Origin of the sequence: Pseudomonas sp. NGC7, from assembly GCF_047159675.1 — a bacterium.
GTDB classification, from domain to species: Bacteria; Pseudomonadota; Gammaproteobacteria; order Pseudomonadales; family Pseudomonadaceae; genus Aquipseudomonas; species Aquipseudomonas kermanshahensis.
Genome location: NZ_BAAFZY010000001.1, coordinates 2085114 through 2108866, shown reverse-complemented (window position 1 = coordinate 2108866; position 23753 = coordinate 2085114). Strand labels below are relative to the sequence as shown.

Annotated in this window: 21 protein-coding genes and 5 tRNA genes; 5 read left to right on the top strand and 21 right to left on the bottom strand. The window is 61.8% G+C overall.

Translation table 11 applies throughout. The annotated features are described in order from the left end of the window. Positions 1 to 236: 236 nt before the first annotated feature. The 4 genes from abaF to ACMCNM_RS09645 all read left to right on the top strand — a co-directional run bounded on the left by abaF (position 237) and on the right by ACMCNM_RS09645 (position 3799). Positions 237 to 1610 carry a fosfomycin efflux MFS transporter AbaF gene (abaF, locus tag ACMCNM_RS09660; protein WP_412764262.1) on the top strand — a complete coding sequence of 458 codons (1374 nt, stop codon included), beginning with the start codon at positions 237 to 239 and terminating at the stop codon, positions 1608 to 1610. A 37-nt stretch (positions 1611 to 1647) separates the two neighbouring features. Next, complete coding sequence (locus tag ACMCNM_RS09655; RefSeq protein WP_412764261.1) at positions 1648 to 2592, top strand: dihydrodipicolinate synthase family protein; 945 nt, start codon at positions 1648 to 1650, stop codon at positions 2590 to 2592. Positions 2593 to 2732: 140 nt separating this feature from the next. Further along, on the top strand, positions 2733 to 3473 hold the full coding sequence (locus ACMCNM_RS09650; protein WP_412764260.1) for an AzlC family ABC transporter permease: 741 nt from the start codon (positions 2733 to 2735) through the stop codon (positions 3471 to 3473). Then, positions 3473 to 3799, top strand: a complete 327-nt coding sequence (locus ACMCNM_RS09645) for an AzlD domain-containing protein (RefSeq protein ID WP_099430121.1) — start codon at positions 3473 to 3475, stop codon at positions 3797 to 3799. Before ACMCNM_RS09650 ends, ACMCNM_RS09645 begins: the two co-directional genes overlap by 1 nt. A 71-nt stretch (positions 3800 to 3870) precedes the next feature. On the opposite strand, the gene ACMCNM_RS09640 is transcribed toward ACMCNM_RS09645, so the two are convergent. Then, a tRNA-Arg gene (locus tag ACMCNM_RS09640) sits at positions 3871 to 3947 on the bottom strand. Between the two features lie 88 nt (positions 3948 to 4035). Continuing rightward, a complete protein-coding gene (gene phnN / locus ACMCNM_RS09635) occupies positions 4036 to 4665 on the bottom strand; it encodes a phosphonate metabolism protein/1,5-bisphosphokinase (PRPP-forming) PhnN (RefSeq protein WP_412764259.1) in 630 nt (209 codons plus the stop codon). A gap of 347 nt (positions 4666 to 5012) precedes the next feature. Between phnN and ACMCNM_RS09630 the strand changes: the two genes are divergently transcribed. Continuing rightward, positions 5013 to 5339 (top strand): Arc family DNA-binding protein, encoded by a 327-nt coding sequence (locus ACMCNM_RS09630; protein ID WP_003254499.1) that lies wholly within the window; start codon positions 5013 to 5015, stop codon positions 5337 to 5339. A 107-nt stretch (positions 5340 to 5446) separates the two neighbouring features. Here the strand turns inward: ACMCNM_RS09630 and mgtE are convergent, their stop codons facing one another. The 19 genes from mgtE to ACMCNM_RS09535 form a co-directional block, all read right to left on the bottom strand. After that, on the bottom strand, positions 5447 to 6889 hold the full coding sequence (gene mgtE / locus ACMCNM_RS09625) for a magnesium transporter (protein ID WP_027593075.1): 1443 nt from the start codon (positions 6887 to 6889) through the stop codon (positions 5447 to 5449). A gap of 377 nt (positions 6890 to 7266) precedes the next feature. Continuing rightward, a tRNA-Arg gene (locus tag ACMCNM_RS09620) sits at positions 7267 to 7343 on the bottom strand. Positions 7344 to 7415: 72 nt separating this feature from the next. Next, positions 7416 to 7492 (bottom strand) — tRNA-Arg (locus ACMCNM_RS09615). A gap of 72 nt (positions 7493 to 7564) precedes the next feature. Continuing rightward, positions 7565 to 7641: transfer RNA gene (locus ACMCNM_RS09610), tRNA-Arg, on the bottom strand. A gap of 107 nt (positions 7642 to 7748) precedes the next feature. Beyond that, positions 7749 to 7839, bottom strand: a tRNA-Ser gene (locus ACMCNM_RS09605). A gap of 72 nt (positions 7840 to 7911) precedes the next feature. After that, positions 7912 to 8100, bottom strand: a complete 189-nt coding sequence (gene csrA, locus ACMCNM_RS09600; RefSeq protein WP_003254503.1) for a carbon storage regulator CsrA — start codon at positions 8098 to 8100, stop codon at positions 7912 to 7914. A gap of 158 nt (positions 8101 to 8258) precedes the next feature. Continuing rightward, complete coding sequence (locus ACMCNM_RS09595) at positions 8259 to 9494, bottom strand: aspartate kinase (RefSeq protein WP_027593076.1); 1236 nt, start codon at positions 9492 to 9494, stop codon at positions 8259 to 8261. Between the two features lie 84 nt (positions 9495 to 9578). After that, positions 9579 to 12203, bottom strand: coding sequence for an alanine--tRNA ligase (gene alaS, locus ACMCNM_RS09590; RefSeq protein ID WP_085272489.1), 2625 nt, complete (start codon positions 12201 to 12203; stop codon positions 9579 to 9581). 326 nt (positions 12204 to 12529) lie between these two features. After that, complete coding sequence (gene astE, locus ACMCNM_RS09585; RefSeq protein WP_412765910.1) at positions 12530 to 13537, bottom strand: succinylglutamate desuccinylase; 1008 nt, start codon at positions 13535 to 13537, stop codon at positions 12530 to 12532. A gap of 10 nt (positions 13538 to 13547) precedes the next feature. Further along, a complete protein-coding gene (locus ACMCNM_RS09580) occupies positions 13548 to 13838 on the bottom strand; it encodes a hypothetical protein (protein ID WP_027593079.1) in 291 nt (96 codons plus the stop codon). Between the two features lie 14 nt (positions 13839 to 13852). Continuing rightward, complete coding sequence (gene astB, locus ACMCNM_RS09575; protein ID WP_085272487.1) at positions 13853 to 15202, bottom strand: N-succinylarginine dihydrolase; 1350 nt, start codon at positions 15200 to 15202, stop codon at positions 13853 to 13855. Positions 15203 to 15225: 23 nt separating this feature from the next. Further along, positions 15226 to 16689, bottom strand: a complete 1464-nt coding sequence (gene astD, locus ACMCNM_RS09570; protein ID WP_238215455.1) for a succinylglutamate-semialdehyde dehydrogenase — start codon at positions 16687 to 16689, stop codon at positions 15226 to 15228. Further along, positions 16690 to 17718: an arginine N-succinyltransferase gene (gene astA, locus ACMCNM_RS09565; protein ID WP_027593082.1), complete on the bottom strand. Its 1029-nt coding sequence runs from the start codon at positions 17716 to 17718 to the stop codon at positions 16690 to 16692. An 86-nt stretch (positions 17719 to 17804) separates the two neighbouring features. Next, on the bottom strand, positions 17805 to 18824 hold the full coding sequence (gene aruF / locus ACMCNM_RS09560) for an arginine/ornithine succinyltransferase subunit alpha (RefSeq protein ID WP_027593083.1): 1020 nt from the start codon (positions 18822 to 18824) through the stop codon (positions 17805 to 17807). Between the two features lie 142 nt (positions 18825 to 18966). Then, entirely contained in the window at positions 18967 to 20187 is a 1221-nt protein-coding gene (locus tag ACMCNM_RS09555) for an aspartate aminotransferase family protein (RefSeq protein WP_412764258.1), read from the bottom strand. 307 nt (positions 20188 to 20494) lie between these two features. Then, the gene (argR, locus tag ACMCNM_RS09550) at positions 20495 to 21475 is read right to left on the bottom strand and encodes a transcriptional regulator ArgR (RefSeq protein WP_027593085.1); all 981 of its coding nucleotides are present in this window, start codon (positions 21473 to 21475) and stop codon (positions 20495 to 20497) included. A 104-nt stretch (positions 21476 to 21579) separates the two neighbouring features. Continuing rightward, on the bottom strand, positions 21580 to 22344 hold the full coding sequence (gene aotP, locus ACMCNM_RS09545; protein ID WP_027593086.1) for an arginine/ornithine transport ATP-binding protein AotP: 765 nt from the start codon (positions 22342 to 22344) through the stop codon (positions 21580 to 21582). Positions 22345 to 22366: 22 nt separating this feature from the next. After that, positions 22367 to 23065, bottom strand: a complete 699-nt coding sequence (locus ACMCNM_RS09540; RefSeq protein WP_027593087.1) for an ABC transporter permease — start codon at positions 23063 to 23065, stop codon at positions 22367 to 22369. Next, complete coding sequence (locus ACMCNM_RS09535) at positions 23062 to 23751, bottom strand: ABC transporter permease (protein WP_027593088.1); 690 nt, start codon at positions 23749 to 23751, stop codon at positions 23062 to 23064. The genes ACMCNM_RS09540 and ACMCNM_RS09535 overlap by 4 nt, the downstream gene beginning before the upstream one ends. Positions 23752 to 23753: the final 2 nt, after the last annotated feature.

Here is a 23753-nt window from a genome sequence, read left to right as displayed (position 1 = left end):
GGAGCAGCCTTGTGCTGCGAAGAGGCCCGTAATAGCCCCGTAAATCTCCACCGACAGCACCGGCCTCTTCGCAGCACAAGGCTGCTCCTACAGGCCATACCGAGACCGGCCTGTTTGGCTTCGTTTTTGCTTATCTAGATATCGTATACGAAATACCATATAAGGAATGCACGGCACCCAATCGATGCCGAACTGCCTACTCCTTCTTCCAATAATACGTATCGGAGTGCAAAACGATGGCCACACCCTCAACGGCGGCATCAGTGAATGCCGTGAACACAGCAGACAAGGCGCCTGCGGGCATCAAACGTGTGGTGGCAGCCGCGATGGCGGGCGCTGTTGCCGAGTGGTACGAGTTCTTTCTCTATGGCACAGCATCGGCCTTGGTGTTCGGCCAGCTGTTCTTCCGCCAGACCGGCAGTGCGATGGACGGCATCATCGCGGCTTTCGCCCTTTACGCCGTGGGCTTTCTCGCACGCCCCATCGGCGGCTTGGTGTTCGGCCACTACGGCGACAAGGTCGGCCGCAAGCACCTGCTGCAGATCAGCCTGATCGTCGTCGGGGTGACTACCTTCCTGATGGGCTGCTTGCCCACCTTCGAACGCATCGGCTACGCCGCCCCCATCTTGCTGGTGGTACTGAGGTTGATCCAGGGCTTTGCCTTTGGCGGTGAATGGGGCGGCGCGGTATTGCTGGTGTCCGAACACAGCCCGGACAACCGCCGCGGATTCTGGGCCAGCTGGCCGCAAGCCGGCGTGCCAGCAGGCAACCTGATTGCCACGGTCATTCTCTTGCTGCTCTCCACCAACCTGACTGAAGCGCAGTTCCTGGACTGGGGCTGGCGCGTTGCGTTCTGGTTCTCGGCGGTGGTCGTGCTGATTGGCTACTGGATCCGTACCCGGGTCGACGATGCGCCCATCTTCAAAGAAGCCCAGGCCCGCCAGCAGTTGATGGAAAGCCAGCAACTGGGCGTGGTCGAGGTGGTCACCAAATACTGGCGCGAGGTGCTGATCGGCATTGGTGCGCGGTTTGCCGAAAACATTCTGTACTACATCGTCGTCACCTTCTCCATCACCTACCTGAAGCTGGTGGTGCACAAGGACACGTCACAGGTCCTGCTGCTGATGTTTGGCGCACACCTGCTGCACTTCTTCATGATCCCGTTCATGGGCTACCTCTCGGACATCATCGGGCGCAAGCCGGTGTACCTGATCGGCGCCGTGCTCACCGCCTTCTGGGGGTTCATCGGCTTCCCGATGATGGACACCGGCAACAACTGGCTGATCATGGCCGCCATCACCCTGGGCCTGGCCATCGAGTCGATGACCTACGCGCCCTACTCCGCCCTGATGGCCGAGCTGTTCCCCACCCATGTGCGCTACACCGCCCTGTCGCTGTGCTACCAAGTCGCCCCGATCCTCGCCGGTTCGCTGGCCCCGCTGATCGCAGTGACTCTGCTCAAGGAATACAACAGCTCCACACCGATCGCCTGGTACCTGGTGGCCTCCGCCGTGATCTCGATCATTGCCGTCGCCGGTGCCAGGGAGACACGCGGCAAGTCGCTGCGGGCGGTGGACGAAGAATCCGTGGCGCGCACTGCCAAGCGCTGACCGACCAACAAGAACGACAACTCTCGAGGTAATGACCATGAGCAACATCTTCACCGGCACCATCCCCGCACTGATGACACCTTGCACCCCGGACCGCAAACCGGACTTCGACGCGCTGGTACGCAAAGGCCGCGAGCTGATCGACGCTGGCATGAGCGCCGTGGTGTATTGCGGCTCCATGGGCGACTGGCCGCTGCTGACCGAGGCCGAGCGCCAGGAAGGCGTGGCCCGCCTGGTCGCCGCCGGCATCCCGACCATCGTCGGCACCGGTGCGGTCAATTCCCGCGAAGCCGTGGCCCATGCCGCCCATGCCGCCAAAGTCGGCGCCCAGGGCTTGATGGTGATCCCCCGCGTGCTGTCCCGCGGCGCCTCGGCGGTAGCCCAAAAGGCCCACTTCAAGGCCATTCTCGACGCTGCCCCTCAGCTGCCGGCGGTGATCTACAACAGCCCGTACTATGGTTTCGCGACCCGCGCCGACCTGTTTTTCGACCTGCGCCGCGAGCACCCGAACCTGATCGGCTTCAAGGAATTCGGCGGCGGTGCCGACCTGCGCTATGCCGCAGAATTCATCACCTCCAAAGATGACGACGTGACCTTGATGGTGGGCGTCGATACCCAGGTGGTGCACGGTTTCGTCAACTGCAATGCCACCGGCGCCATCACTGGCATCGGCAATGCCCTGCCGCGCGAAGTGCTGCACCTGGTTGCGCTGGCCAAACGCGCAGCCACAGGCGATGCGAAAGCACGCCTGCTGGCCGGTGAGCTGGAAGCGGCCCTGGCCGTGCTGTCATCGTTCGACGAAGGCTGCGACCTGGTCCTGTACTACAAGCACCTGATGGTGCTCAATGGCGACCAGGAATACGCCCTGCACTTCAACGAAAGCGATGCGTTGAGCGACGCCCAACGCCGCTATGCCGAACAGCAGTACGCCTTGTTCCGCACCTGGTACGCCGATTGGTCGGCGGCCAACAACATAGACTGACCGCGCAGATCCATCGCTGAGCAATGCCCCCTTCCTCTGGCAGGGGGCGACACCTTGAACACGCAGCCATTGCGGGCAACTTTCACGCGCATTACCTTGGGAGCGAGCATCCCCCTCCCGTACACCGTCAAGGAATTCAAATGCCGTACCCCAGCGCGACCCAAGCGTTCAGACAGGGCGCCCACAGCGTCCTGCCGTTGACCTCCGGGGTCGTGCCCTTCGGCTTGATCACCGGGGTCACGGCCATCGGCATGGGCCTGTCGCCCGCCGATGCCGTCGGCATGACGTTGCTGTTCTATTCCGGCTCCGCGCAGATGGTGGTGATGCAATTGATGCAAAGCGGCGCCCTGCCGGTGACGATGGTGGTCACGGCACTGGTGATCAACCTTCGCTTCCTGATGTACAGCGCCAGCCTCGCCCCGCACCTGAGCCACCTGCCACGGCGCCATAAATGGCCGATGGCCTACCTGCTTTCCGACCAGTCCTTTGCCTTGTGCTCATTGAAGATGTCTTCAGGCGAGCTCGGGCGCTTCGCCTTTCACTACTACGCTGGCACGGCAATTACCATGTGGTTTGGCTGGAACCTTTCGGTGCTGGCCGGCATGTACTTGGGCGCTGGCATCCCCGAAGATTGGTCGCTGGGCTTTGCCATCCCTTTGTCGTTCCTGGCGCTGCTAATCCCCAGCATCCGTAACCGGGCGACGCTCGGCGCCGCGCTGACCGGTGGCCTGCTCGCGGTGCTGGCGGTCGACCTGCCTTATAACCTGGGCCTGTTGGCGGGTGCATTGGGTGGGATCATCGCCGGCTTGACCCTAGAGAGCCTGCAGCAAAAAAAACCCGTACAGCCCGTGGCGGATGAACACATCGAGCAGGACGCATGATGAGCGAAATGAGCCAGTGGATTACCTTCCTGCTGATCGGCCTGGGCACCTTCGCGGTCCGCTTGTCGTTCATCGAGTTCTACACCGTGCTGCGCATCCCGCCGCTGTTTCGCCGCGCGTTGGCCTACGTGCCGGCCAGCGTGCTGGCCGCATTGGTGCTGCCGGCCGTGGTGTTCCCTGACCGGCACGCCGACTTCGACTGGATGAACCCGCAGATTCCCGCCGCGATACTGGCGGGCCTGGTGGCCTGGCGTACGCGCAGCACGCTGTTGACGCTGGGCGTGGGCATGGGCGCGCTGTGGGCATTGAAGCACTGGGGGCTGTAGGCAACGTGTGCGCACGTTTGCCGACAAAAGCGTCGGAGGGTGATGAAGGTGTGGAGTCGCTCGGAAGGAAATGGCGTCCCAGGCAGGAATTGAACCTGCAACCTTCCCCTTAGGAGGGGGATGCTCTATCCAATTGAGCTACTGAGACGCTAGAACCGGGCAGTGAACACTGCACAGTTGGACGGCCAGCATGTTAACCAGCATGCTGCCGTTTGTCATGCTGCAACAGGCCTTTTTCACGTAATCCTTTTCTGCGGTTCCGTGGCTGGTTGGGTCAGGTACCGGATTACGCCTTCATCATGAAGCAGTTTGAACAACCCGGTCACCGCTGCGTCGAGCGTAGTGGAATTGTCCAGCACATGCACCGCAGGGTCGTTGAAGGCTTGCAGCCCCGCATTACGCGCCAACCGCTGTTCGATCTCGTCCGGGGTTTCCCTGCCTCTGGCCAGCAAGCGCTGGCGCAATACCTGGGGCTTCACGTCGATGAGCACTGCCAGAAGATCCGGGTAGCGCCGCTGCGCTTCAACCAGATAGGCGCGGGAGCCATTCACCAGCACCGCGCTGCCCGCTTCCAGCCATTGATCAACGTGCTGCGGGATCCCGTAGCTCAGGCCATTGGCTTGCCAATGCATGGCAAATCCACCCTGCGCACGCATCGCTTCGAACTGTTGGGCAGTGACGCCTTGGGCTGCTTCACCCTTGGCTTCGGCCGAACGCGTGATGATGCGGCGAGCAATTTTTACCCCGGCAGCAGTGAGTTGCTCGCGCGCGGCATCGATCAGGGAATCTTTCCCTGAACCCGACGGTCCTATCAGAAATATCAGGCGGCCTGTCGCTGATCGCCGTGCGCTTGCGTCATGTTGCATAGCCACTATGCTCTATGGAAGGAAACCCGCGCATTCTAGGAGTTTTCTTGGCCTTTTGCTGCGTTTTACCAGTTTTTGACGGCAGAAGACTGACGGCGGGACAAGTCGGAGCATGTAAAACTTTTCAAACCAGTGCTCATTTCTGATAATTGGTACTGGCATAAAGCCTTTACCGGGCTCACTATTTGTCACAGAATTGACGCCAAGGAAACGGCGACCATGAGGCAAGATGAGCATCCAATTTTCCACGAGGGTTGAACATTTTGTTGTCGCCACGGTCGTATTTCCACCCCGTGCGGCCAATTTGAGAACCGCGTCCCCTGAACCAGTAAATCCGGTCAATTTATATGCGCCCAATGAAACAGGCTATTTACTCCAGCCGCACTGCTGACAAGTTTGTCGTCCGCCTGCCAGATGGGATGCGTGAGCGCATTGCCGAGGTAGCGCGCAACCATCACCGCAGCATGAACTCCGAGATCATCGCGCGCCTGGAACAGAGCCTTATCCAGGAAGGCGCGTTGGGTGACGAGCTGAGCATGCGCCTGGACAGCCCTGAACTGTCCCTGCATGAGCGCGAGTTGCTGCAACGCTTCCGCCAATTGTCCCACCGCCAGCAGAACGCCCTGGTCGCCCTCATCGCTCACGATGTAGAAATGGCCGCCGACGCTTCCTGAAGGTTGCTAGCGAACATAAAAAAGCCAGCGTAAGCTGGCTTTTTTATTGTTCGTCACATCATTAGCAATCGTGTGTAGGAGCGGCCATAGGCTGGCCCCCCCAATAATCAGAGCAGGAACAGCGTCGCCAAGCCCAGGAAGATGAAGAACCCGCCGCTGTCGGTCACCGCCGTGATCATCACGCTGGAGCCCATCGCCGGATCGCGCCCCAGGCGTGTCAGGGTCATCGGGATCAACACCCCCATCAACGCTGCCAACAGCAGGTTCAAGGTCATTGCCGCGGTCATCACCAGGCCCAATGACCAACTGCCATACAGCCAGAACGCCACCGCACCGATCACGCCACCCCAGATCAAGCCGTTGAGCAACGAAACTGCTAGCTCCTTGCGCATCAGGCGGCTGGTATTGCCTGGCGACACCTGGTCCAGCGCCATCGCACGCACGATCATGGTGATGGTCTGGTTGCCGGAGTTACCACCGATGCCCGCCACGATCGGCATCAAGGCGGCCAGCGCCACCAGCTTCTCGATCGACCCCTCGAACAGGCCGATCACCCGTGAAGCCAGGAATGCAGTAATCAGGTTGATGGCCAGCCACGCCCAGCGGTTGCGCAGCGAACGCCAGACCGAGGCGAAGATGTCTTCTTCTTCGCGCAGGCCGGCCATGTTGAGCACTTCGCTCTCGCTCTCCTCACGGATCAGGTCGACCATTTCGTCAATGGTCAGACGGCCGATCAGGCGATCGCTCTTGTCCACCACCGGGGCGGATACGAGGTCGTAACGTTCAAAGGCTTGAGCCGCGTCGTAGGCATCTTCCTCGGGGTGGAAGGACACAGGGTCGGTCGCCATGACCTCTGCCACCTTCTTGTCCGGGTCGTTGACCAGCAGGCGCTTGATGGGCAGCACGCCCTTGAGAATGCCGTCATAGTCGACCACGAACAGTTTGTCGGTGTGGTTCGGCAGCTCTTTCAGGCGGCGCAGGTAACGCAATACGACTTCGAGGCTGACGTCTTCGCGGATGGTGACCATCTCGAAGTCCATCAACGCACCGACCTGCTCCTCGTCGTAGCTCAGCGCCGAACGCACGCGCTCGCGTTGCTGGGCATCGAGGGTTTCCATCAACTCGTGAACGACGTCGCGCGGTAGCTCGGGCGCCAGGTCGGCCAGTTCGTCGGCGTCCATTTCCTTGGCAGCGGCGAGCAGTTCGTGATCGTCCATGTCGGCGATCAGCGATTGGCGAACCGAATCGGATACTTCAAGCAGGATGTCGCCGTCGCGGTCCGAGCGCACCAGCTGCCAGACCGTCAGGCGGTCTTCCAGGGGCAATGCTTCGAGGATGTAGGCGACGTCGGCGGGGTGCAGGTCATCGAGCTTGCGCTGCAGCTCAACGAGGTTCTGGCGGTGGACGAGGTTTTCGACCAGGTCGTGATGAGCACCCTCCTGGCGGTGGGTGAGGTCTTCGACCACGCGCTGGCGCTGCAGCAGTTCGACCACCTGAGCCAGGCGATCCTGCAGGCTCTCTTGCGCTTTCTTTACTTCTACTTCAGTCATAGGCGAACTCCACTCCCAGCAGCGGAGCACGCCGGGGGAATCAATCGGTCAGATCTATCTGTATGAATCTTGTTAAGGAGTAACTACTGGGTAAGTCCATGGTGGTATTCCACAAGCCCCGGCGGGGCTGACGGGCGCAATCATACACTGCCTAAGCTGTCAGATCGCTTAAATTTTTGGCCAGAACAATCGTTTGCGAGATAAAGCTAGGACAACGCTCGAAGCTATGTGTGCGACGGCGGGAGCAAAAGAAAAAACACAAATGCCGCGCAAAAGATTATCGGGCCGGTTTATGTGCAGTCTAGCGGGCATCACTGAGAAACAGTGAACGGGAGAAAACAAAAAGCCCGCTCATTTGAGCGGGCTTTTTGATTGTATGGCGGACTCAGCAGGATTCGAACCTGCGACCGCTCGGTTCGTAGCCGAGTACTCTATCCAGCTGAGCTATGAGTCCGTGGTCGGTATTTTTAGGCCAGATTACCACTGGCTTGTTGAAGCGTCTTTGCAAGCAGAGCCACTTCAAAAGTGGCGGACTCAGCAGGATTCGAACCTGCGACCGCTCGGTTCGTAGCCGAGTACTCTATCCAGCTGAGCTATGAGTCCGTGGTTGGTAGTTTTAGACCAGATTACCACTGGTTGTTTGAAGTAGCCTTGTAAGCAAAGCCACTTCAAAAGTGGCGGACTCAGCAGGATTCGAACCTGCGACCGCTCGGTTCGTAGCCGAGTACTCTATCCAGCTGAGCTATGAGTCCGTGTCTTGCCGCGCATTATAGGTCGCTGAAACATTTTTGCAAGAACTTTTTTCGTTTAATTTCAACTACTTAGCGTTCTTACTGTTTACAGCGGCCTAAGCGAATAATGGCGGTGAAGGGGGGATTCGAACCCCCGATACCCTTATGAGGTATACTCCCTTAGCAGGGGAGCGCCTTCGGCCACTCGGCCACCTCACCGCAACACGAGGCGAATATTAAAGAACCTCTTTCACCTTTGCAACCCTTTTTTTGAAAAAAACTTCAAAAGAATTAAAGGCTTGGCTCCTCGTCCTTCTCTTTCTTGATCCGCAGGTAGATTTCCTCGCGGTGCACAGCCACTTCTTTCGGGGCGCTGACGCCAATACGCACCTGGTTGCCTTTGACGCCAAGCACCGTCACGGTGATCTCGCCGTCTCCAATGATCAGGCTCTCGGCGCACCGGCGAGTCAGAATCAACATAGCTTTCTCCTTACGCAAAACATTCAGGGATAACAGTCTTTGGTATCGGGGGCCTGGTCGCGGACGACGACCCAGCCCTGGTTGCCCACCCCGCAGCAGCGTGCGTGGCGAGCAGAAACGCGAAGGGCGCGGCAAGCCGCGCCCTTCCAGGCAGCGCCTTACTCGCCCTGTCGGGCAGGAGCGTCCAGCTCGAACGCGGTGTGCAGCGCGCGTACGGCCAGCTCCAGGTACTTCTCTTCGATCACGACCGAAACCTTGATCTCGGAGGTGGAGATCATCTGGATGTTGATGCTCTCCTTGGCCAGGGCTTCGAACATGCGGCTGGCAACGCCTGCGTGGGAGCGCATGCCAACGCCAACGATCGAGACCTTGGCGATCTTGGTGTCGCCGATCACTTCGCGGGCACCGATTTCACGGGCGGTGTTCTCCAGCACGTTCTGCGCCTTCTCGTACTCGTTGCGGTGTACGGTGAAGGTGAAGTCGGTGGTGTTATCGTGCGCCACGTTCTGCACGATCATGTCGACCTCGATGTTCGAGGCGCTGATCGGGCCGAGGATCTTGAAGGCCACGCCCGGAGTGTCCGGCACGCCGCGAATGGTCAGCTTGGCTTCATCACGGTTGAAGGCGATACCGGAAATGATCGGCTGTTCCATGGATTCCTCTTCATCAATGGTAATGAGGGTACCCGGACCCTCCTTGAAGCTGTGCAGCACGCGCAGCGGGACGTTGTACTTGCCGGCGAACTCCACCGAACGGATCTGCAGCACCTTGGAGCCGAGGCTGGCCATTTCCAGCATCTCTTCGAAGGTGATCTTCTCCAGGCGCTGTGCCTGCGGCACCACGCGCGGGTCAGTGGTGTAGACGCCATCGACGTCAGTGTAGATCTGGCACTCGTCAGCCTTGAGCGCCGCCGCCAGGGCGACGCCGGTGGTGTCGGAGCCGCCACGGCCAAGGGTGGTGATGCTGCCGTGCTCGTCGACACCCTGGAAACCTGCAACCACGACCACACGCCCTTCCTTGAGGTCGGCGCGAATCTTCTGGTCGTCGATCTGCAGGATGCGGGCTTTGTTGTGCGAGCTGTCGGTCAGAATGCGCACCTGGTTACCGGTGTAGGACACCGCTGGCACACCACGCTTGATCAAGGCCATGGTCAGCAGGGCAATGGTGACCTGCTCACCGGTCGACACGATCACATCCAGTTCACGCGGAACCGGCTGATCGGTGATCTGCTTGGCCAGATCGATCAGGCGATTGGTTTCACCGCTCATGGCCGACAGCACGACCACCAGGTCGTCGCCCGCCTCACGGTGTTTCTTGACCTTTTCGGCTACCTGCTCGATCCGCTCGATGGAACCGACAGAGGTGCCGCCAAATTTCTGTACGATCAACGCCATTTCAATGGTGCCTCAGCCCATACAGGGCCCCAAAAAACAATCCAACATGAAGGAGCCGGCGACTAGACCGCCGGCCCCCTCATCTCAAAGTCCCTGCTCTGCGAACGGCACGGCCAGCGCCAGGGCCTGGTCCAGCGCAGCGACGTCGACGCCGCCACCCTGGGCCATGTCCGGACGGCCACCGCCCTTGCCACCCACTGCCGCAGCGGCTTGTTTCATCAGATCGCCAGCCTTGAGTTGGCTGGAGAGGTCCTTGGTCACGCCGGCCACCAGCACGACCTTGCCCTCATGCTCACTGCCCAGCAGGATCACTGCGTGGCCGAGCTTGTTCTTCAGCTGATCGACCAGGGCCAGCAAGGCCTTGCCATCTTGCCCATCCAGGCGAGCGGCAAGCACCTTGGCACCCTTGACCTCAACGGCCGCGTTGGAGAGATCATCCCCGGCGGCGCTGGCGGCCTTGGCCTGCAGCTGTTCCAGCTGCTTCTCCAGCTGACGGTTGCGCTCGAGCACCGCCGACAGCTTGTCGATCAGGTTGTCACGGTTACCCTTGACCAGTTGCGCGGCTTCCTTCACCTGCTCTTCGGCAGCATTCAGGTAGGCCAGCGCAGCCGCGCCGGTAACCGCTTCGATACGACGTACCCCAGAGGCCACGCCGCCTTCGCTGATGATCTTGAACAGGCTGATATCGCCGGTGCGCTTGGCATGGATACCCCCGCACAGCTCCACCGAGAAGTCGCCACCCATGCTCAGCACGCGCACGGTATCGCCGTACTTCTCGCCGAACAAGGCCATGGCGCCTTTGCGCTTGGCGGTCTCGATGTCGGTCACCTCGGTCAGCACTTCGGTGTTGCGGCGCACTTCACGGTTGACGATGTCTTCCAGCGCCTTGATCTGCTCTGGCTTGACCGCCTCGAAGTGGCTGAAGTCGAAACGCAGGCGCTGGCTGTCGACCAGCGAGCCCTTCTGCTGTACGTGATCGCCCAGCACCTGGCGCAGCGCTTCGTGCAGCAGGTGAGTGGCGGAGTGGTTCAGCGAGGTGGCGTGCTGCACGTCGGCGTCGACCTTGGCCTCGACCTCGGCACCCACGCTCAATGCACCGCTGGCAACCACACCGTGGTGCAGGAAGGCACCGCCGGTCTTGGTGGTATCGCGCACGTCAAAGCGCACGGCGCCGGCCTGCAGGAAGCCGCTGTCACCCACCTGGCCGCCGGACTCGGCGTAGAACGGCGTGCGGTCGAGGATCACCACGCCCTGCTCGCCTTCGCCCAACTGCTCGACGGCCTGGCCGTCCTTGTACAGGGCAATGACCTTGGCCTGGCCTTCGGTGGTGGTGTAGCCCAGGAAGTCCGTGGCGGTGTCGACCTTGACCAGGCTGTTGTAGTCCATGCCGAAGGCGCTGGCAGAGCGCGCACGCTCACGCTGAGCGTCCATTTCACGCTCGAAACCGGCTTCGTCGATGGTCAGCTCGCGCTCGCGGGCGATATCGGCGGTCAGGTCCATGGGGAAGCCGTAGGTGTCGTACAGCTTGAACACCACGTCACCCGGCACCACGTCACCCTGCAGTTGCGCCAGGTCCTGCTCGAGGATGCGCAGGCCTTGCTCCAGGGTCTTGGCGAATTGCTCTTCTTCAGCCTTGAGCACGCGCTCGATATGCGCCTGCTGGCTCTTCAGCTCTGGGAAGGCTTCGCCCATCTCGGCCACCAGTGCGGCAACGATCTGGTAGAAGAAGCTGCCCTTGGCGCCCAGCTTGTTGCCGTGGCGGCAAGCGCGGCGAATGATGCGGCGCAGCACGTAGCCACGGCCTTCGTTGGACGGCAGCACGCCGTCTGCGATCAGGAAGCCGCACGAACGGATATGGTCGGCGACCACTTTCAGCGACGCCTGGCTGTCATTGCTGCAACCGATGGCCTTGGCCGCGGCGCTGAGCAGGTTCTGGAACAGGTCGATCTCGTAGTTCGAGTGAACATGCTGCAGTACCGCACTGACACGCTCCAGGCCCATGCCGGTGTCTACCGAGGGGGCAGGCAGCGGGTGCAGGACGCCATCGGCGGTGCGGTTGAACTGCATGAAGACGTTGTTCCAGATCTCGATGTAGCGGTCGCCGTCTTCTTCCGGCGAGCCGGGTGGGCCGCCCCAGATGTCGGCGCCGTGGTCGTAGAAGATCTCGGTGCAAGGGCCGCACGGGCCGGTATCACCCATGGTCCAGAAGTTGTCGGACGCGTACGGGGCGCCTTTGTTGTCACCGATGCGCACCATGCGCTCGGCCGGCACGCCGATTTCCTTGGTCCAGATGTCGTACGCTTCGTCATCGGTGGCGTAGACGGTGACCCAGAGCTTTTCCTTCGGCAGGTTCAGCCACTTGTCCGAGGTCAGGAAGGTCCAGGCGTAGGTGATCGCGTCGCGCTTGAAATAGTCGCCGAAGCTGAAGTTGCCCAGCATCTCGAAGAACGTATGGTGACGCGCGGTGTAGCCGACGTTTTCCAGGTCGTTGTGCTTGCCACCGGCGCGTACGCATTTCTGGCTGCTGACGGCGCGGGTGTAGGCGCGCTTTTCCTGGCCGAGGAAGCAGTCCTTGAACTGGTTCATGCCGGCGTTGGTAAACAGCAGGGTCGGGTCATTGCCCGGGATCAGGGAGCTGGAGGCAACTCGGGTGTGTCCCTGCTCTTCGAAGAAGCGAAGGAAGGCTTCACGGATTTCTGCGCTTTTCATAGGTTCTTCCACGGAAACGGCGGCCCTGGTGGGCAAACGCGTCGACGAAACGACGGCAAAGGGCCGCATTATATCGGTCCTGCAAACTCGGTGCAGTGTGTTTATGCGATGGAAAACGTCGAATAGACGGTTTTCAGGCGGTTGCAAACGAAAATGACATGATCGGATGCTAATTGCAGCCTTTCGCCACTGGCAAGCCCATTACGGCCGAAGGGAAGGGAAAATGGAATAGACGGTGAATTAAAAGGTTTTCAGGGTGAAACAGGATCCAATAAACCTGCATTTCCGGTAGGAGCAGCCTTGTGCTGCTCCTACAAGGGCGGTATTCAGCCTAGGCACTGGCCCGAATCCGGTACCACCAGAATTCCCGCGCGCAGGCCGTTTTTTACTTTGGGGTTAGGGAAGATGATCCGCGCGCCCTCCTCCTCGACCACCCAGCGCGTTTCGGCCAGGTCTTCGGCCAGGAGGTAACCCATGCTCAACTCGGAGAAGTTTTCGATATCCGCCGGCAAATGCAGGCGGAAGCCCTCGCTGTGCTTGATGATCTCGCGAGCGACGCGGAACAGTTTCAAGCCCTCCAGCGAGTCTTCAGTCTCAGGCTCGGTGCCTTCGATGATCTGGATCAGGCGCTCTTCCAGCTTGTCGAGGTTGACCTGCTCGTTCTCCCCGAACGGCCTCGCCTTGCCAAGCTCCAGGGTGAACGCCTCGGCGGCGAGCTGCTCGTAGGTGAAGGCGCTGAAGGTAATGGACGACTTGCTCTGCAACAGCACGGCCTCCATACCCGCTGCGGCCAGGCGCGCCAGCTCCCGGCGGGAATGCTTGCGCCCTTCCTTGTAGGGGTACAGGGCAAACTGCTCGATCTTCGAGCCACGGATGGCGGTATGCAGGTCGTAATGCAGGCGGGGGCGGCCCGGCTTGCTGAAGAACACCCGGGCAAACTGTTCAAGCTCGGCGGCGCGCAGCGCCTCGAAACCACTGGACAGCTCGTGGCGACCATTGAACAGGCGGTTGATGTCCTGCTCGACGAAGCGCTCGCCCTTGCGGATGGCCGCCGGGTTGCCGAACAGGAACAACACCCGCGCACGCGGCTTGATCTTGCCATTGGCCACGCCATGCAACAGGCGCTCGAGCAACTCGATCGGCGCCGTTTCGTTACCATGGATACCGGCCGACAGTAGCAGGTCGAGCCCACTGTCCTCATGCTCGGGCGGGCGCACCTCAAGGGCGCCCTCCCCCAGCCAGCGCAAACGCACGCCCTTGGGTGTAACTTGGGTCTTCTCGGCCGGTTCGTGATCGGTCAAGGTCAGCTCAAGCAATTTGCCGAGGGCGAGCATAGGCACTTCCTTAATGGTGGTGACCGCAATCAGGGCCATGGACGTGATCGTCGCCATCAGCGGCTTCAGCCAGCTCCATTTCCAGCTGCAGGCTGACCAGGTTGGTGGCCATCGGGCGCAGCAGCAGGTTGGCATACTCGGTGTCGTTTTCATCGACATCCACGCCAATCAGCAACTGGCCGCGGCCGTCCTGCTGAATCCACACTTCCTTGCCTTGCCAGACCACAGCAAAACGGGTGCAGGAGGTTTCCAGCTGGGTGCCGTCTTCGTCTTCGAGGATCAGGCGCAGGGCATCGGTCATTACTTAGTCTCTCTTCAAGGTTGGCGTTGGAACGGATAGACCGAACCCAATTTCAGAATCTGGGTCAACTCATCCAGTGCCGTACGGCATTCGACCAGCAGTTGCGGATCGGCCAGCTCCGCTTCGCCAAGGCGATCGCGGTAATGCTTGTCGACCCATTGCAGCAGGGTGTCGTACAGCGGCGCGGTCATGATAACGCCTGGATTCACCGCCGCCAGTTCCGATTCCTTCAATGCCACGCGCAGACGCAGGCAAGCAGGGCCTCCGCCGTTCTGCATGCTCTGCTTGAGGTCGAACACTTTGACCTCTTTGACCGGGCCGCCCTGCTGGGTCAGTTGTTCCAGGTAGGCCCAGACGCGCTCGTTACTGCGGCACTCCTCCGGCACTACCAGCAGCATGGAGCCGTCGTCACGGCTGAGCAGCTGGCTGTTGAACAGGTACGAACGCACGGCGTCATCTACTGCCACCGCCGCACGCGGCACTCGGATGGCCTGGAAGTTGCCGCCCTTGTGGGCCAGTTTAGCTTGCAGCTGGCCAAGCACCGCTTCGGTCTCGAGGAAGGCGTCCTCGTGGTAGAACAGCACCTCGCCGTTGCCCACCGAAATCACGTCATTGTGGAACACGCCCTGGTCGATCACTGCCGGGTTCTGTTGAGCGTAGACCACGCCGTCGTCGCGCAGGCCGTGCAGCCGCACCACGGCCTGGGAAGCCTCCAGGGTTTGCCGTGCCGGGTACTTCTGCGGCGCAGGGTAGCGGCTGTCGAAGGCGCTGCGGCCGTAGACGAAGAATTCGACGCCCGCCTCGCCGTAGCTGCGACAGAAGCGGGTGTGGTTGGCCGCGCCCTCGTCACCGAACTGCGCCACCGCCGGCAATGCCTCGTGGTGGGCGAAGTGTTTGTCATCGGCGAACATCGCCCCCAGCACACGACTGGTGGTCGGGTGCTCGATGCTGCGGTGGTATTTGCAGTTGAGGTTGGCAGCAGTGAAATGCACGCGGCCATCGGCGGTGTCGGCACTGGGGCTGACCGTGGCAGCGTTGGCCACCCACATGCTCGAGGCCGAGCAGCTGGCCACCAGCAACGGCATGGCCTGCTTGGCGGCGCGCTGGATCACTTCGGCATCGCTGCCAGTGAAGCCCAGGCGGCGCAGCGCAGCCACGTCCGGGCGCTCCTGCGGGGCCAGCACGCCCTGCTTGAAGCCCATGTCGGCCAAGGCCTTCATCTTTGCCAGGCCCTGGCGCGCCGCTTCACGCGGGTTGGACGCCTGCTGGCTGTTGCTTTGCGAAGCCACATTGCCGTAAGACAAGCCGCCATAGTTGTGGGTAGGCCCCACCAGGCCATCAAAATTCACTTCATAGGATTTCATCGGCTAGGCTCCGAGACCGTTTGTTATAGGGTGACGCCCGGCGTCAAGGTTGCCGGCAAGGCGAGGCTGGCGGTCTCCAGCGAAGCCACGGGGTAAGCGCAGTAGTCGGCCGCGTAATAGGCGCTGGCGCGGTGGTTGCCGCTGTTGCCGACACCCCCGAACGGCGCGCTGCTGGCGGCGCCGGTCAACTGTTTGTTCCAGTTGACGATGCCCGCCCGGCTGCGCAGCCAGAAGTACTGGTAACGGGCGCGGGAGTCGGACAGCAGACCGGCGGCCAGGCCGTACTGGGTGTTGTTGGCCTCATCGATGGCGGCCTCGAAATCGGCGTAGCGAATCACCTGCAGCAACGGGCCGAAGAACTCTTCGTCCGGGCGGTCGGCAACGGCGCTGACATCGAGAATGCCTGGCGTCAGCAACGCGGCATCGGCCTCGGGTTGGGTCATTTCCAGCAACTTCACGGCGCCCTTGCCCACCAGCTCGGCCTGGGCTGCGATCAGCGCCTGCGCTGCCTGCAGCGAAATCACCGAACCCATGAACGGCGCTGGCTGCTGGTCGAAAGCGCCAACGGTGATGCTTTTGCACACCTCGACCAGCCGCGTGATCAACGAATCGCCCCACGCCCCTTGCGGCACCAGCAGGCGTCGTGCACAGGTGCAGCGCTGGCCAGCAGAAATGAAGGCCGACTGGATGATGGTGTACACCGCGGCGTCCAGGTCCTTGACCTCGTCCACCAGCAACGGGTTGTTGCCGCCCATTTCCAGCGCGAGGATCTTGTCCGGGCGCCCGGCGAACTGCTGGTGCAACAGGTTGCCAGTGCGGCTGGAGCCGGTGAAGAACAACCCGTCGATACCCGGGTTGGCCGCCAGCGCCACGCCGGTTTCACGCGCGCCCTGGACAAGGTTGAGCACTCCGGCAGGCAGGCCAGCGGCGATCCAGCAGTTGACCGTCAGTTCGGCCACCTTGGGCGTCAGTTCGCTGGGTTTGAAGACAACGCAGTTGCCCGCCAGCAGTGCCGGCACGATGTGCCCATTGGGTAAGTGGCCGGGGAAGTTGTAGGGCCCGAACACCGCCACCACACCGTGGGGCTTGTGCCGCAGCACGGCCGTGGCATCGGCCAGTGGGCCGCTTTTTTCACCGGTGCGCTCACGGTAGCTCTGTACCGAAATCGCCACCTTGTTGATCATGCTGGTGACTTCGGTCGCCGATTCCCACAGCGGCTTGCCGGTTTCTTCGCCGATGCAGTGCGCCAGCGCTTCGGCATGCTGCTTCAGCTGTTCGGCAAACTTTTCCAGCACATCGATACGTGCCTCCAGGCTCAACTGTGCCCAGGCCGGAAAGGTCTGGCGCGCAGCCTTCACGGCAGCGTCAACCTGGCTGGCGTCGGCGCCCTGCCCGTCCCAGACAACCGCCTGGGTCACGGGGTTGAGCGATTGCAGGGGTGCTCCCTGGCCGGCCTGCCAATGGCCGGCGATGTAATGCGTAGTCATTTACTGGGCCTCCCGGCTCGCCGACAGCGGCACGGCACGCACGTTGTCGCCAGCCCCCATGCGCAGGCGCTTGGCGGTCAGCGGGTCGACCACTAGGGTGCCAGCCGCCAGGCGTGCAGGCGCGGCCGTGATGCGGCAGTCGTCGCGTTTGCGGTTGTGGATGATGTAAGGGGTGGCGTCATCGCCCGGGGTACCGACCGCCAGCACCAGGGTCTGGCTTTCGCGCACGGCGCGAATCTTCGCGGTCTCGCACTCGATGGCGGGGCCTGCGTCGAAGATGTCGACATAGCCCTGGTAGTTGAAACCTTCCTGCTTGAGCATGGCCAGCGCAGGCTCGGTGTCGGTGTGTACACGCCCGATCACGTTGCGCGCGGCTTCGGAGAGGAAGCAGGTGTACAGCGGGAACTTGGGCATCAGCTCGGCGATGAACGACTTGTTGCCCACCCCGGTCAGGTAGTCGGCCTGGCTGAACTCCATCTTGAAGAAGTGCCGGCCCAGGCTTTCCCAGAACGGCGAGCGGCCCTGCTCGTCGGACATGCCGCGCATCTCGGCAATGATCTTCTTGCCGAACAGCTCCGGGAACTCGGCGATGAACAACATCCGCGCCCGCGACAGCAAGCGGCCATTGAGGCCAGAACGGTAGTCACTGCGCAAAAACAACGAGCACAGCTCGGAATTGCCGGTCAGGTCGTTGGCCAGGAACAGGGTGGGGATCTCGCGGTAGATGTTCAGCTCCTGCGAGGCGCTGACGGTGAGCCCGACCCGGTAGTTGTACCAAGGCTCACGCAGGCCGACGGCCCCGGCGATGGCACTGATGCCCACCACCAGGCCTTCGTCGTTTTCCAGCACGAACAGGTAGTCGGTATCGCCCCGCTCGGCTTCGCCACGGAAGCTCTTCTCGGCCCAGCCCACGCGATGCCCAAGGCGCTCTTCGTTGGCTGGCAGCGTGGTCAGCCCGGTGGTACCAGTGCTGCGAGCCAATTCGATCAGCGCGGGTAAATCGCTGCTGCGTACGGGACGAACGATCATGCTATCTCCTTGAGCGGCGACCTCTGCCACCGCGAAACGCTTCGTTTCGAGCTTGCTGTTTCGAGCTGCCTGCGCAGGCTCACGCCTTACACGGCAACCAGCCGCACGCTTGCACCCTCACCGACACCCAGGGCCTCGGCCGCGTCGCGCCCCAGGCTGACCGGTTTGCCGGGCACCCAGTCGAGTTCCAGCAACACCGCGCGGTAGTCCTGCAACTGGCCGTTGCATACCAGGTACGGGCGCCCACCCTTGGCCGGGGCCTCCTCCAGCTTGACCGGTACTACACGGCTCTGGGCAATCGAGCGAATGCCCGAAGCCCGTGCGTGCAAGGTCGGCCCGCCGTCGAAGATGTCGATGTAGTGCTCGGTCTCAAAGCCTTCACGCATCAGGATGTCGAAGGTGATCTGCGCCCGCGGATGCACCTGGCCCATGGCCTCCTGGGCTTCGTCGGGCAGCAGCGGCACGTAGATCGGGTAGTGCGGCATCAGTTCGGCCAGGAAGGTACGGCTCTTCAGCCCGCACAGGCGCTCGGCATGGGCGTAGTTGAGGTCGAAGAAGTTGCGGCCTATTGCATCCCAGAAGGGCGACTCGCCCTGATCGTCGCTGTAGCCCACGATCTCGGTCACCACCGAATCGGCAAAACGCTCCGGGTGCGAGGCCATGAACAGCAGGCGGCCACGCGAGTTGAGCTCGGCCCAGCCGCTGCCGACCAATTCGGGCAGCACGTAGAAGCTGGTCAGCAAGCTGTTGCCAGTCAGGTCGTGGCACAGCGAGAGAACGTGGATCTTGTTGTGGATCTTCAGCTCGCGCGAGGCGTGCACGAAGGTCTCGTTACGGAAACTGTAGAACGGCTCGGAGTAACCGGCCGAGGCGACGATGGCCGAGCAGCCGGCAAGCTTGCCGGTGTCGCTGTCTTCGAGCACGAAGAAGTAGCTTTCTTCGCCATTGAAGCTGACCTCGGCGGCGAAGGAGGTTTCCGACGCGGCGATCTTGTCGCCAAGACGGGCAGTATCGTCCGGCAGCGAGGTGACACCAATGGGGCTGTCGGCAGCCATGCGCTGCACTTCGTTCAGGTCAGCCATTTGCGCGGGGCGCATCACCAGCATGGTGTCACTCCTTTGGTAAAGCGGGCCGTTCGTGACGGCGCGAAAAAACGGCGGGCGCGTGATTGAAACGGCAAGCACGCGCCCGCACTGGAATTCAGCTATCGCCGGCCCGCTAAGGGCCGGCGAAGGGACCGCTGGCGAATCAGCCTTGGGTCAGTTTGGCCACGGCGCGCTCGAAGCGGTTCAGGCCTTCATCGATGTCGGCGTCTTCGACCACCAGACTAGGCGCGAAACGCACCACGTCCGGGCCGGCCTGCAGCACCATCACACCTTCTTTCTCGGCGGCGTTGAGCACGTCCTTGGCCTTGCCCTGCCAGGCGTCGGTCAGCACGCAACCGATCAGCAGGCCGACACCACGCACCTGGGAGAACAGGCCGTACTGCTGGCCGATCTGCTCCAGGCGGGTTTTGAAGCGTGTGTGCTTGGCCTTGATGCCGGCCAGGGTTTCAGGGGTGTTGATCACGTCCAGCACCGCGCAGGCGACGGCGCAACCCAGTGGGTTACCGCCATAGGTGGTGCCGTGGGTGCCGACGGCCAAGTGTTTTGCCAGCTCCGTGGTAGTCAGCATGGCGCCGATTGGGAAGCCGCCACCCAGGCTTTTGGCGCTGGTCAGGATATCTGGGGTTACACCGTAGTGCTGGTAAGCGTACAGCGAACCGGTACGGCCAACGCCGGTCTGCACTTCGTCGAAGATCAGCAGGGCATTGTGCTCATCGCACAGCTTGCGTGCGCCTTCCAGGTACGCCTTGTCGGCCGGCACCACACCACTTTCGCCCTGGATCGGTTCGATTACCACCGCGCAAGTCTTGCCGGAAATCTGTGCTTTCAGTGCTTCCAGGTCGTTGTACGGCACATGGCTGATGCCGGTGATCTTAGGCCCGAAGCCATCGGAGTACTTCGGCTGGCCACCGACGCTGACAGTGAACAGGGTACGCCCGTGGAAGCTGTTCACGGTGGCGATGATTTCGTGCTTTTCAGGGCCGAAGCGGTCATGGGCCACGCGACGGGCCAGCTTGAAGGCGGCCTCGTTGGCCTCGGCGCCGGAGTTACAGAAGAAGGCACGGTCGGCAAAGGTCGCGTCTACCAGCTTGTGCGCCAGGCGCAGGGCCGGCTCGTTGGTGAAGACGTTGGACACGTGCCAGAGGGTGTTGGCCTGCTCGGTCAGCGCCTTGACCAGTGCCGGATGGCAGTGACCCAGGGCATTGACGGCGATACCGCCAGCAAAGTCGATCAGCTCGCGACCCGACTGGTCCCAAACCCGGGAACCCTCGCCTCGGACAGGAATGAAGGCCGCCGGCGAATAGTTGGGAACCATGACCTGGTCGAAATCGGCACGTTGCACCGGGGCTTGCTCAACGGACATCTGAGTCTCCTGAAGAGGAACGCTGGCCTGGAAGTGGCGAGCGATGGGGGGATTGTAAGGACTGATCAGCGCCTGTCCTTGCGGCCAAGCGACAACTTGTTACAGCGCAAAACCCTGTTTTACCCAGGCTTTCGGCAATGCGACAAACACTGTCGCAATCGCGCAGTGTAACGGGAGTGGGTGGCTGGGTGAACGGGTGTTCACAAGGGATTCGGTGCCTTTGGGCATACCCCGATAATTTAGCGGCGCCTGGGAGATCGAGCGCCGCCCTCACCCCCAAGGCATTCGCCCGAACCCAACCAGAATCTCAGCCCTTTTCAGCCGGCGCCGAGCTCAACTCGAACGGGCTGCTGTTACGCCGCTGGTTGCGATCTTCCCGCGGCGTCGCGCCAAAGAAGTTACGGTAGGCACTGGAAAAATGCGGCCCCGAAGAGAACCCGCACGACAAGCCGATCTGGATGATCGACTTGCTGGTCTGCATCAGCATCTGCCGCGCCTTGTTCAGTCGCAGCTCGAGGTAATACTGGCTAGGCACGCGGTTCAGGTACTGCTTGAAGATTCGCTCCAACTGCCGACGCGACACGCACACATGCTGGGCGATCTCGTCGGTGGTCAGCGGCTCTTCGATGTTGGCTTCCATCAGCAGCACAGCCTGGGTCAGTTTGGGGTGGCTGGAGCCCAAGCGGTTTTGCAACGGAATGCGCTGACGCTCGCCGCCCTCGCGAATGCGCTCGACCACCAGCTCCTCGGACACCGCCCCCGCCAGCTCCGCGCCATGATCACGCGCCAGCACGGCCAGCAACAGGTCGGTCACCGCCATGCCACCACAGGCGGTCAGGCGGTCGCGGTCCCAGTCGAACAGGTGGCTGGTAGCGATGACCTTGGGGAAGCGCTCGGCAAAATCATCCTGCCAGCGCCAGTGCACCGCCGCGCGGTAACCGTCGAGCAGGCCAAGCTGCGCCAGCGGATACACACCGGCAGACAAGCCACCGATCATGCAACCACTGCGCGCCAGTTGCTTGAGCGCGGTGGACAGCACCGAACCCACGGCCTGTGGCGGCTCGTCGGCCAGCAACAAGAGCTTCTGGCACCCTTCGAGGCGGCCATTCCACGGCTCGCCCGGCAAGCGCCAGGCTCCCTCCACCGCAGGCTCCGCCTGCAGAAACGCCAAGTCGTAGACCACATCCGGATGCACCCGCTGGGCCACCTGCAACACTTCCTCGGCCAGCGCCAGGGTCAAGGGCTTGGTGCTGGGCCAGATGAGAAAACCGATTCGCTGGGTGGTCATAGGGTGCGGTCCGAAACCTTGGGGGGCGTTCACGTCAGTGGCACAGGGTCAGGCTGCGCTCGCTGCGCAGCATGCCCTATTCTGGTGCAAAGATGCAGCCTACTTTACTTGAGGCTGCCGGAGAGGAATTGCTTGAGCCGCTCCGATTGCGGGTTGGCCAGCACCTCGCGCGGGCAGCCGGTCTCTTCGACCAAGCCTTTGTGCAAGAACACCAACTGGTTCGACACCTCGCGGGCAAAGCCCATCTCGTGGGTCACCACCACCATGGTCCGGCCTTCCTGGGCCAGCGCCTGCATGACCTTGAGCACATCGCCCACCAGCTCGGGGTCAAGGGCCGAGGTCGGCTCGTCGAACAGCATCACCTCAGGCTCGACGGCCAGGGCACGGGCAATCGCCACGCGCTGCTGCTCACCACCGGACATGTGCCCCGGGAAGGCATCCTTGCGGTGGGCCACACCGACCTTGGCCAGGTAGTACTCGGCCTTTTCCAAGGCCTCTTTCTTGCTCACCCCAAGCACGTGCACGGGGGCTTCGATGACGTTCTCCAACGCGGTCATGTGCGACCACAGGTTGAAATGCTGGAACACCATCGACAGGCGCGAGCGCATGCGCTGCAACTGGCGCGCGTCGGCCGCCTTGAGCGCGCCATCTTTGCCGGCGACCAGTTTCAGCTCTTCGTTATTGAGCAGAATCTTGCCGGCGTGGGGCTGCTCCAGCAGGTTGATGCAGCGCAGGAAGGTTGACTTGCCCGAACCGCTGGAGCCGATGATGCTGATCACATCGCCTGCCTTGGCCGCCAGGGACACGCCCTTGAGCACTTCATGGCTGCCATAGCGCTTGTGCAGGTCTTGGACTTCGAGTTTGTACATGCTGTCGATTCTCACAAAGCGGTCAGTGCTTGCGCGGCGCCAGGTAGCCGAGCCAGCGGCGTTCGGCCATCTTGAACAGGCGCACCAGGATGAAGGTCAGGCACAGGTAGAACACGCCCGCCGTGATGTAGGCCTCGAAAGGCAGGTAGTACTGGGCATTGACCGTGCGCGCCGCACCCGTGATGTCGATCAGGGTGACGATCGACGCCAGGCTGGTGGTCTGCAGCATCATGATCACTTCGTTGCTGTACTGCGGCAATGCCCGGCGCAAGGCCGAGGGCAGCAGGATGCGGCGGTACATCTTGAAGCGCGACATGCCCATGGCCTTGGCCGCTTCGATCTCGCCATGGGGCGTGGCCTTGAGGCTGCCGGCGATGATTTCTGCGGTGTAGGCGCTGGTGTTGACGGCAAAGGCCAGGCAAGCGCAGAAGGTCGCACTGGACAGCAGCGGCCAGAAGATGCTCTCGCGCACCGCTTCGAACTGGGCCAGGCCGTAGTAGATCAGGAACAACTGCACCAGCATCGGCGTGCCGCGAATCACGTAGGTGTACAGCCAGGCGGTGAGGTTCACCAGCGGCTGCTTGGACACACGCATCAGCCCCAGCGGAATCGCCGCGAGCAAACCGAACAACAGCGACAGCGCCAGCAGCTTCAGGGTAGTCAGCAACCCGCCCAAGTACAGCGGCATGGCCTCCCACACCACGTTGTAGTCGAAGATCATAGTTCAACCACCTTGACGCCTACCGAGTAGCGTTTTTCAAGATACTTCAGCGCCAGCAGCGAGACACTGGTCAGGACCAGGTACAGGGCCGCCACCGCCAGGAAGAAGGTGAAGGGTTCACGGGTAGCGTCCGCCGCCTGCTTGGCCTTGAACATCATGTCCTGCAGGCCGACCACCGAGATCAGCGCCGTGGCCTTGGTCAGCACCAGCCAGTTGTTGGTGAAGCCCGGGATGGCCAGGCGGATCATCTGCGGCACCTGGATGCGGAAGAACACCTGACGGTTGCTCATGCCATAGGCCACGCCGGCTTCGGCCTGGCCCTTGGGGATGCCGAGGAAGGCGCCGCGGAAGGTTTCCGACAGGTAGGCGCCAAAAATGAAGCCCAAGGTCCCGATACCCGCCGCTAGCGGATTCAGGTCGATGTAGTCTTCGTAACCGAGCAGCGGCGCTACCCGGTTGATGATGTCCTGCCCGCCGTAGAAGATCAGCAGGATCAGTACCAAGTCCGGAATACCACGGATGACCGTGGCATACATATCGCCCAGCCAAGCCAGCCAGCGCACCGGCGACAAGCGCAGCGCCACACCGATCAGGCCGAGCACGATGGCCAGGGCCATCGACGACAGGGCGAGCTGCAGCGTCAGCCACGCCCCGTCGAGGATGACTGCCCCGTAGCCTTTCAACATGA

Coding starts and splice junctions, on each gene's coding strand:
- argR (WP_027593085.1), bottom strand. CDS start 21,475: ATGACCACCCAGCGAATCGGTTTTCTCATCTGGCCCAGCACCAAGCCC.
- astA (WP_027593082.1), bottom strand. CDS start 17,718: ATGATCGTTCGTCCCGTACGCAGCAGCGATTTACCCGCGCTGATCGAA.
- phnN (WP_412764259.1), bottom strand. CDS start 4,665: ATGCAACATGACGCAAGCGCACGGCGATCAGCGACAGGCCGCCTGATA.
- ACMCNM_RS09645 (WP_099430121.1), top strand. CDS start 3,473: ATGAGCGAAATGAGCCAGTGGATTACCTTCCTGCTGATCGGCCTGGGC.
- aruF (WP_027593083.1), bottom strand. CDS start 18,824: ATGCTGGTGATGCGCCCCGCGCAAATGGCTGACCTGAACGAAGTGCAG.
- ACMCNM_RS09595 (WP_027593076.1), bottom strand. CDS start 9,494: ATGGCGTTGATCGTACAGAAATTTGGCGGCACCTCTGTCGGTTCCATC.
- astB (WP_085272487.1), bottom strand. CDS start 15,202: ATGAAATCCTATGAAGTGAATTTTGATGGCCTGGTGGGGCCTACCCAC.
- ACMCNM_RS09580 (WP_027593079.1), bottom strand. CDS start 13,838: ATGACCGATGCCCTGCGCCTGATCCTCGAAGACGAAGACGGCACCCAG.
- astD (WP_238215455.1), bottom strand. CDS start 16,689: ATGACTACGCATTACATCGCCGGCCATTGGCAGGCCGGCCAGGGAGCA.
- ACMCNM_RS09535 (WP_027593088.1), bottom strand. CDS start 23,751: ATGTTGAAAGGCTACGGGGCAGTCATCCTCGACGGGGCGTGGCTGACG.
- alaS (WP_085272489.1), bottom strand. CDS start 12,203: ATGAAAAGCGCAGAAATCCGTGAAGCCTTCCTTCGCTTCTTCGAAGAG.
- abaF (WP_412764262.1), top strand. CDS start 237: ATGGCCACACCCTCAACGGCGGCATCAGTGAATGCCGTGAACACAGCA.
- csrA (WP_003254503.1), bottom strand. CDS start 8,100: ATGTTGATTCTGACTCGCCGGTGCGCCGAGAGCCTGATCATTGGAGAC.
- aotP (WP_027593086.1), bottom strand. CDS start 22,344: ATGTACAAACTCGAAGTCCAAGACCTGCACAAGCGCTATGGCAGCCAT.
- ACMCNM_RS09555 (WP_412764258.1), bottom strand. CDS start 20,187: ATGTCCGTTGAGCAAGCCCCGGTGCAACGTGCCGATTTCGACCAGGTC.
- astE (WP_412765910.1), bottom strand. CDS start 13,537: ATGCTCGCCCTCGGCAAATTGCTTGAGCTGACCTTGACCGATCACGAA.
- mgtE (WP_027593075.1), bottom strand. CDS start 6,889: ATGACTGAAGTAGAAGTAAAGAAAGCGCAAGAGAGCCTGCAGGATCGC.
- ACMCNM_RS09655 (WP_412764261.1), top strand. CDS start 1,648: ATGAGCAACATCTTCACCGGCACCATCCCCGCACTGATGACACCTTGC.
- ACMCNM_RS09650 (WP_412764260.1), top strand. CDS start 2,733: ATGCCGTACCCCAGCGCGACCCAAGCGTTCAGACAGGGCGCCCACAGC.
- ACMCNM_RS09540 (WP_027593087.1), bottom strand. CDS start 23,065: ATGATCTTCGACTACAACGTGGTGTGGGAGGCCATGCCGCTGTACTTG.
- ACMCNM_RS09630 (WP_003254499.1), top strand. CDS start 5,013: ATGCGCCCAATGAAACAGGCTATTTACTCCAGCCGCACTGCTGACAAG.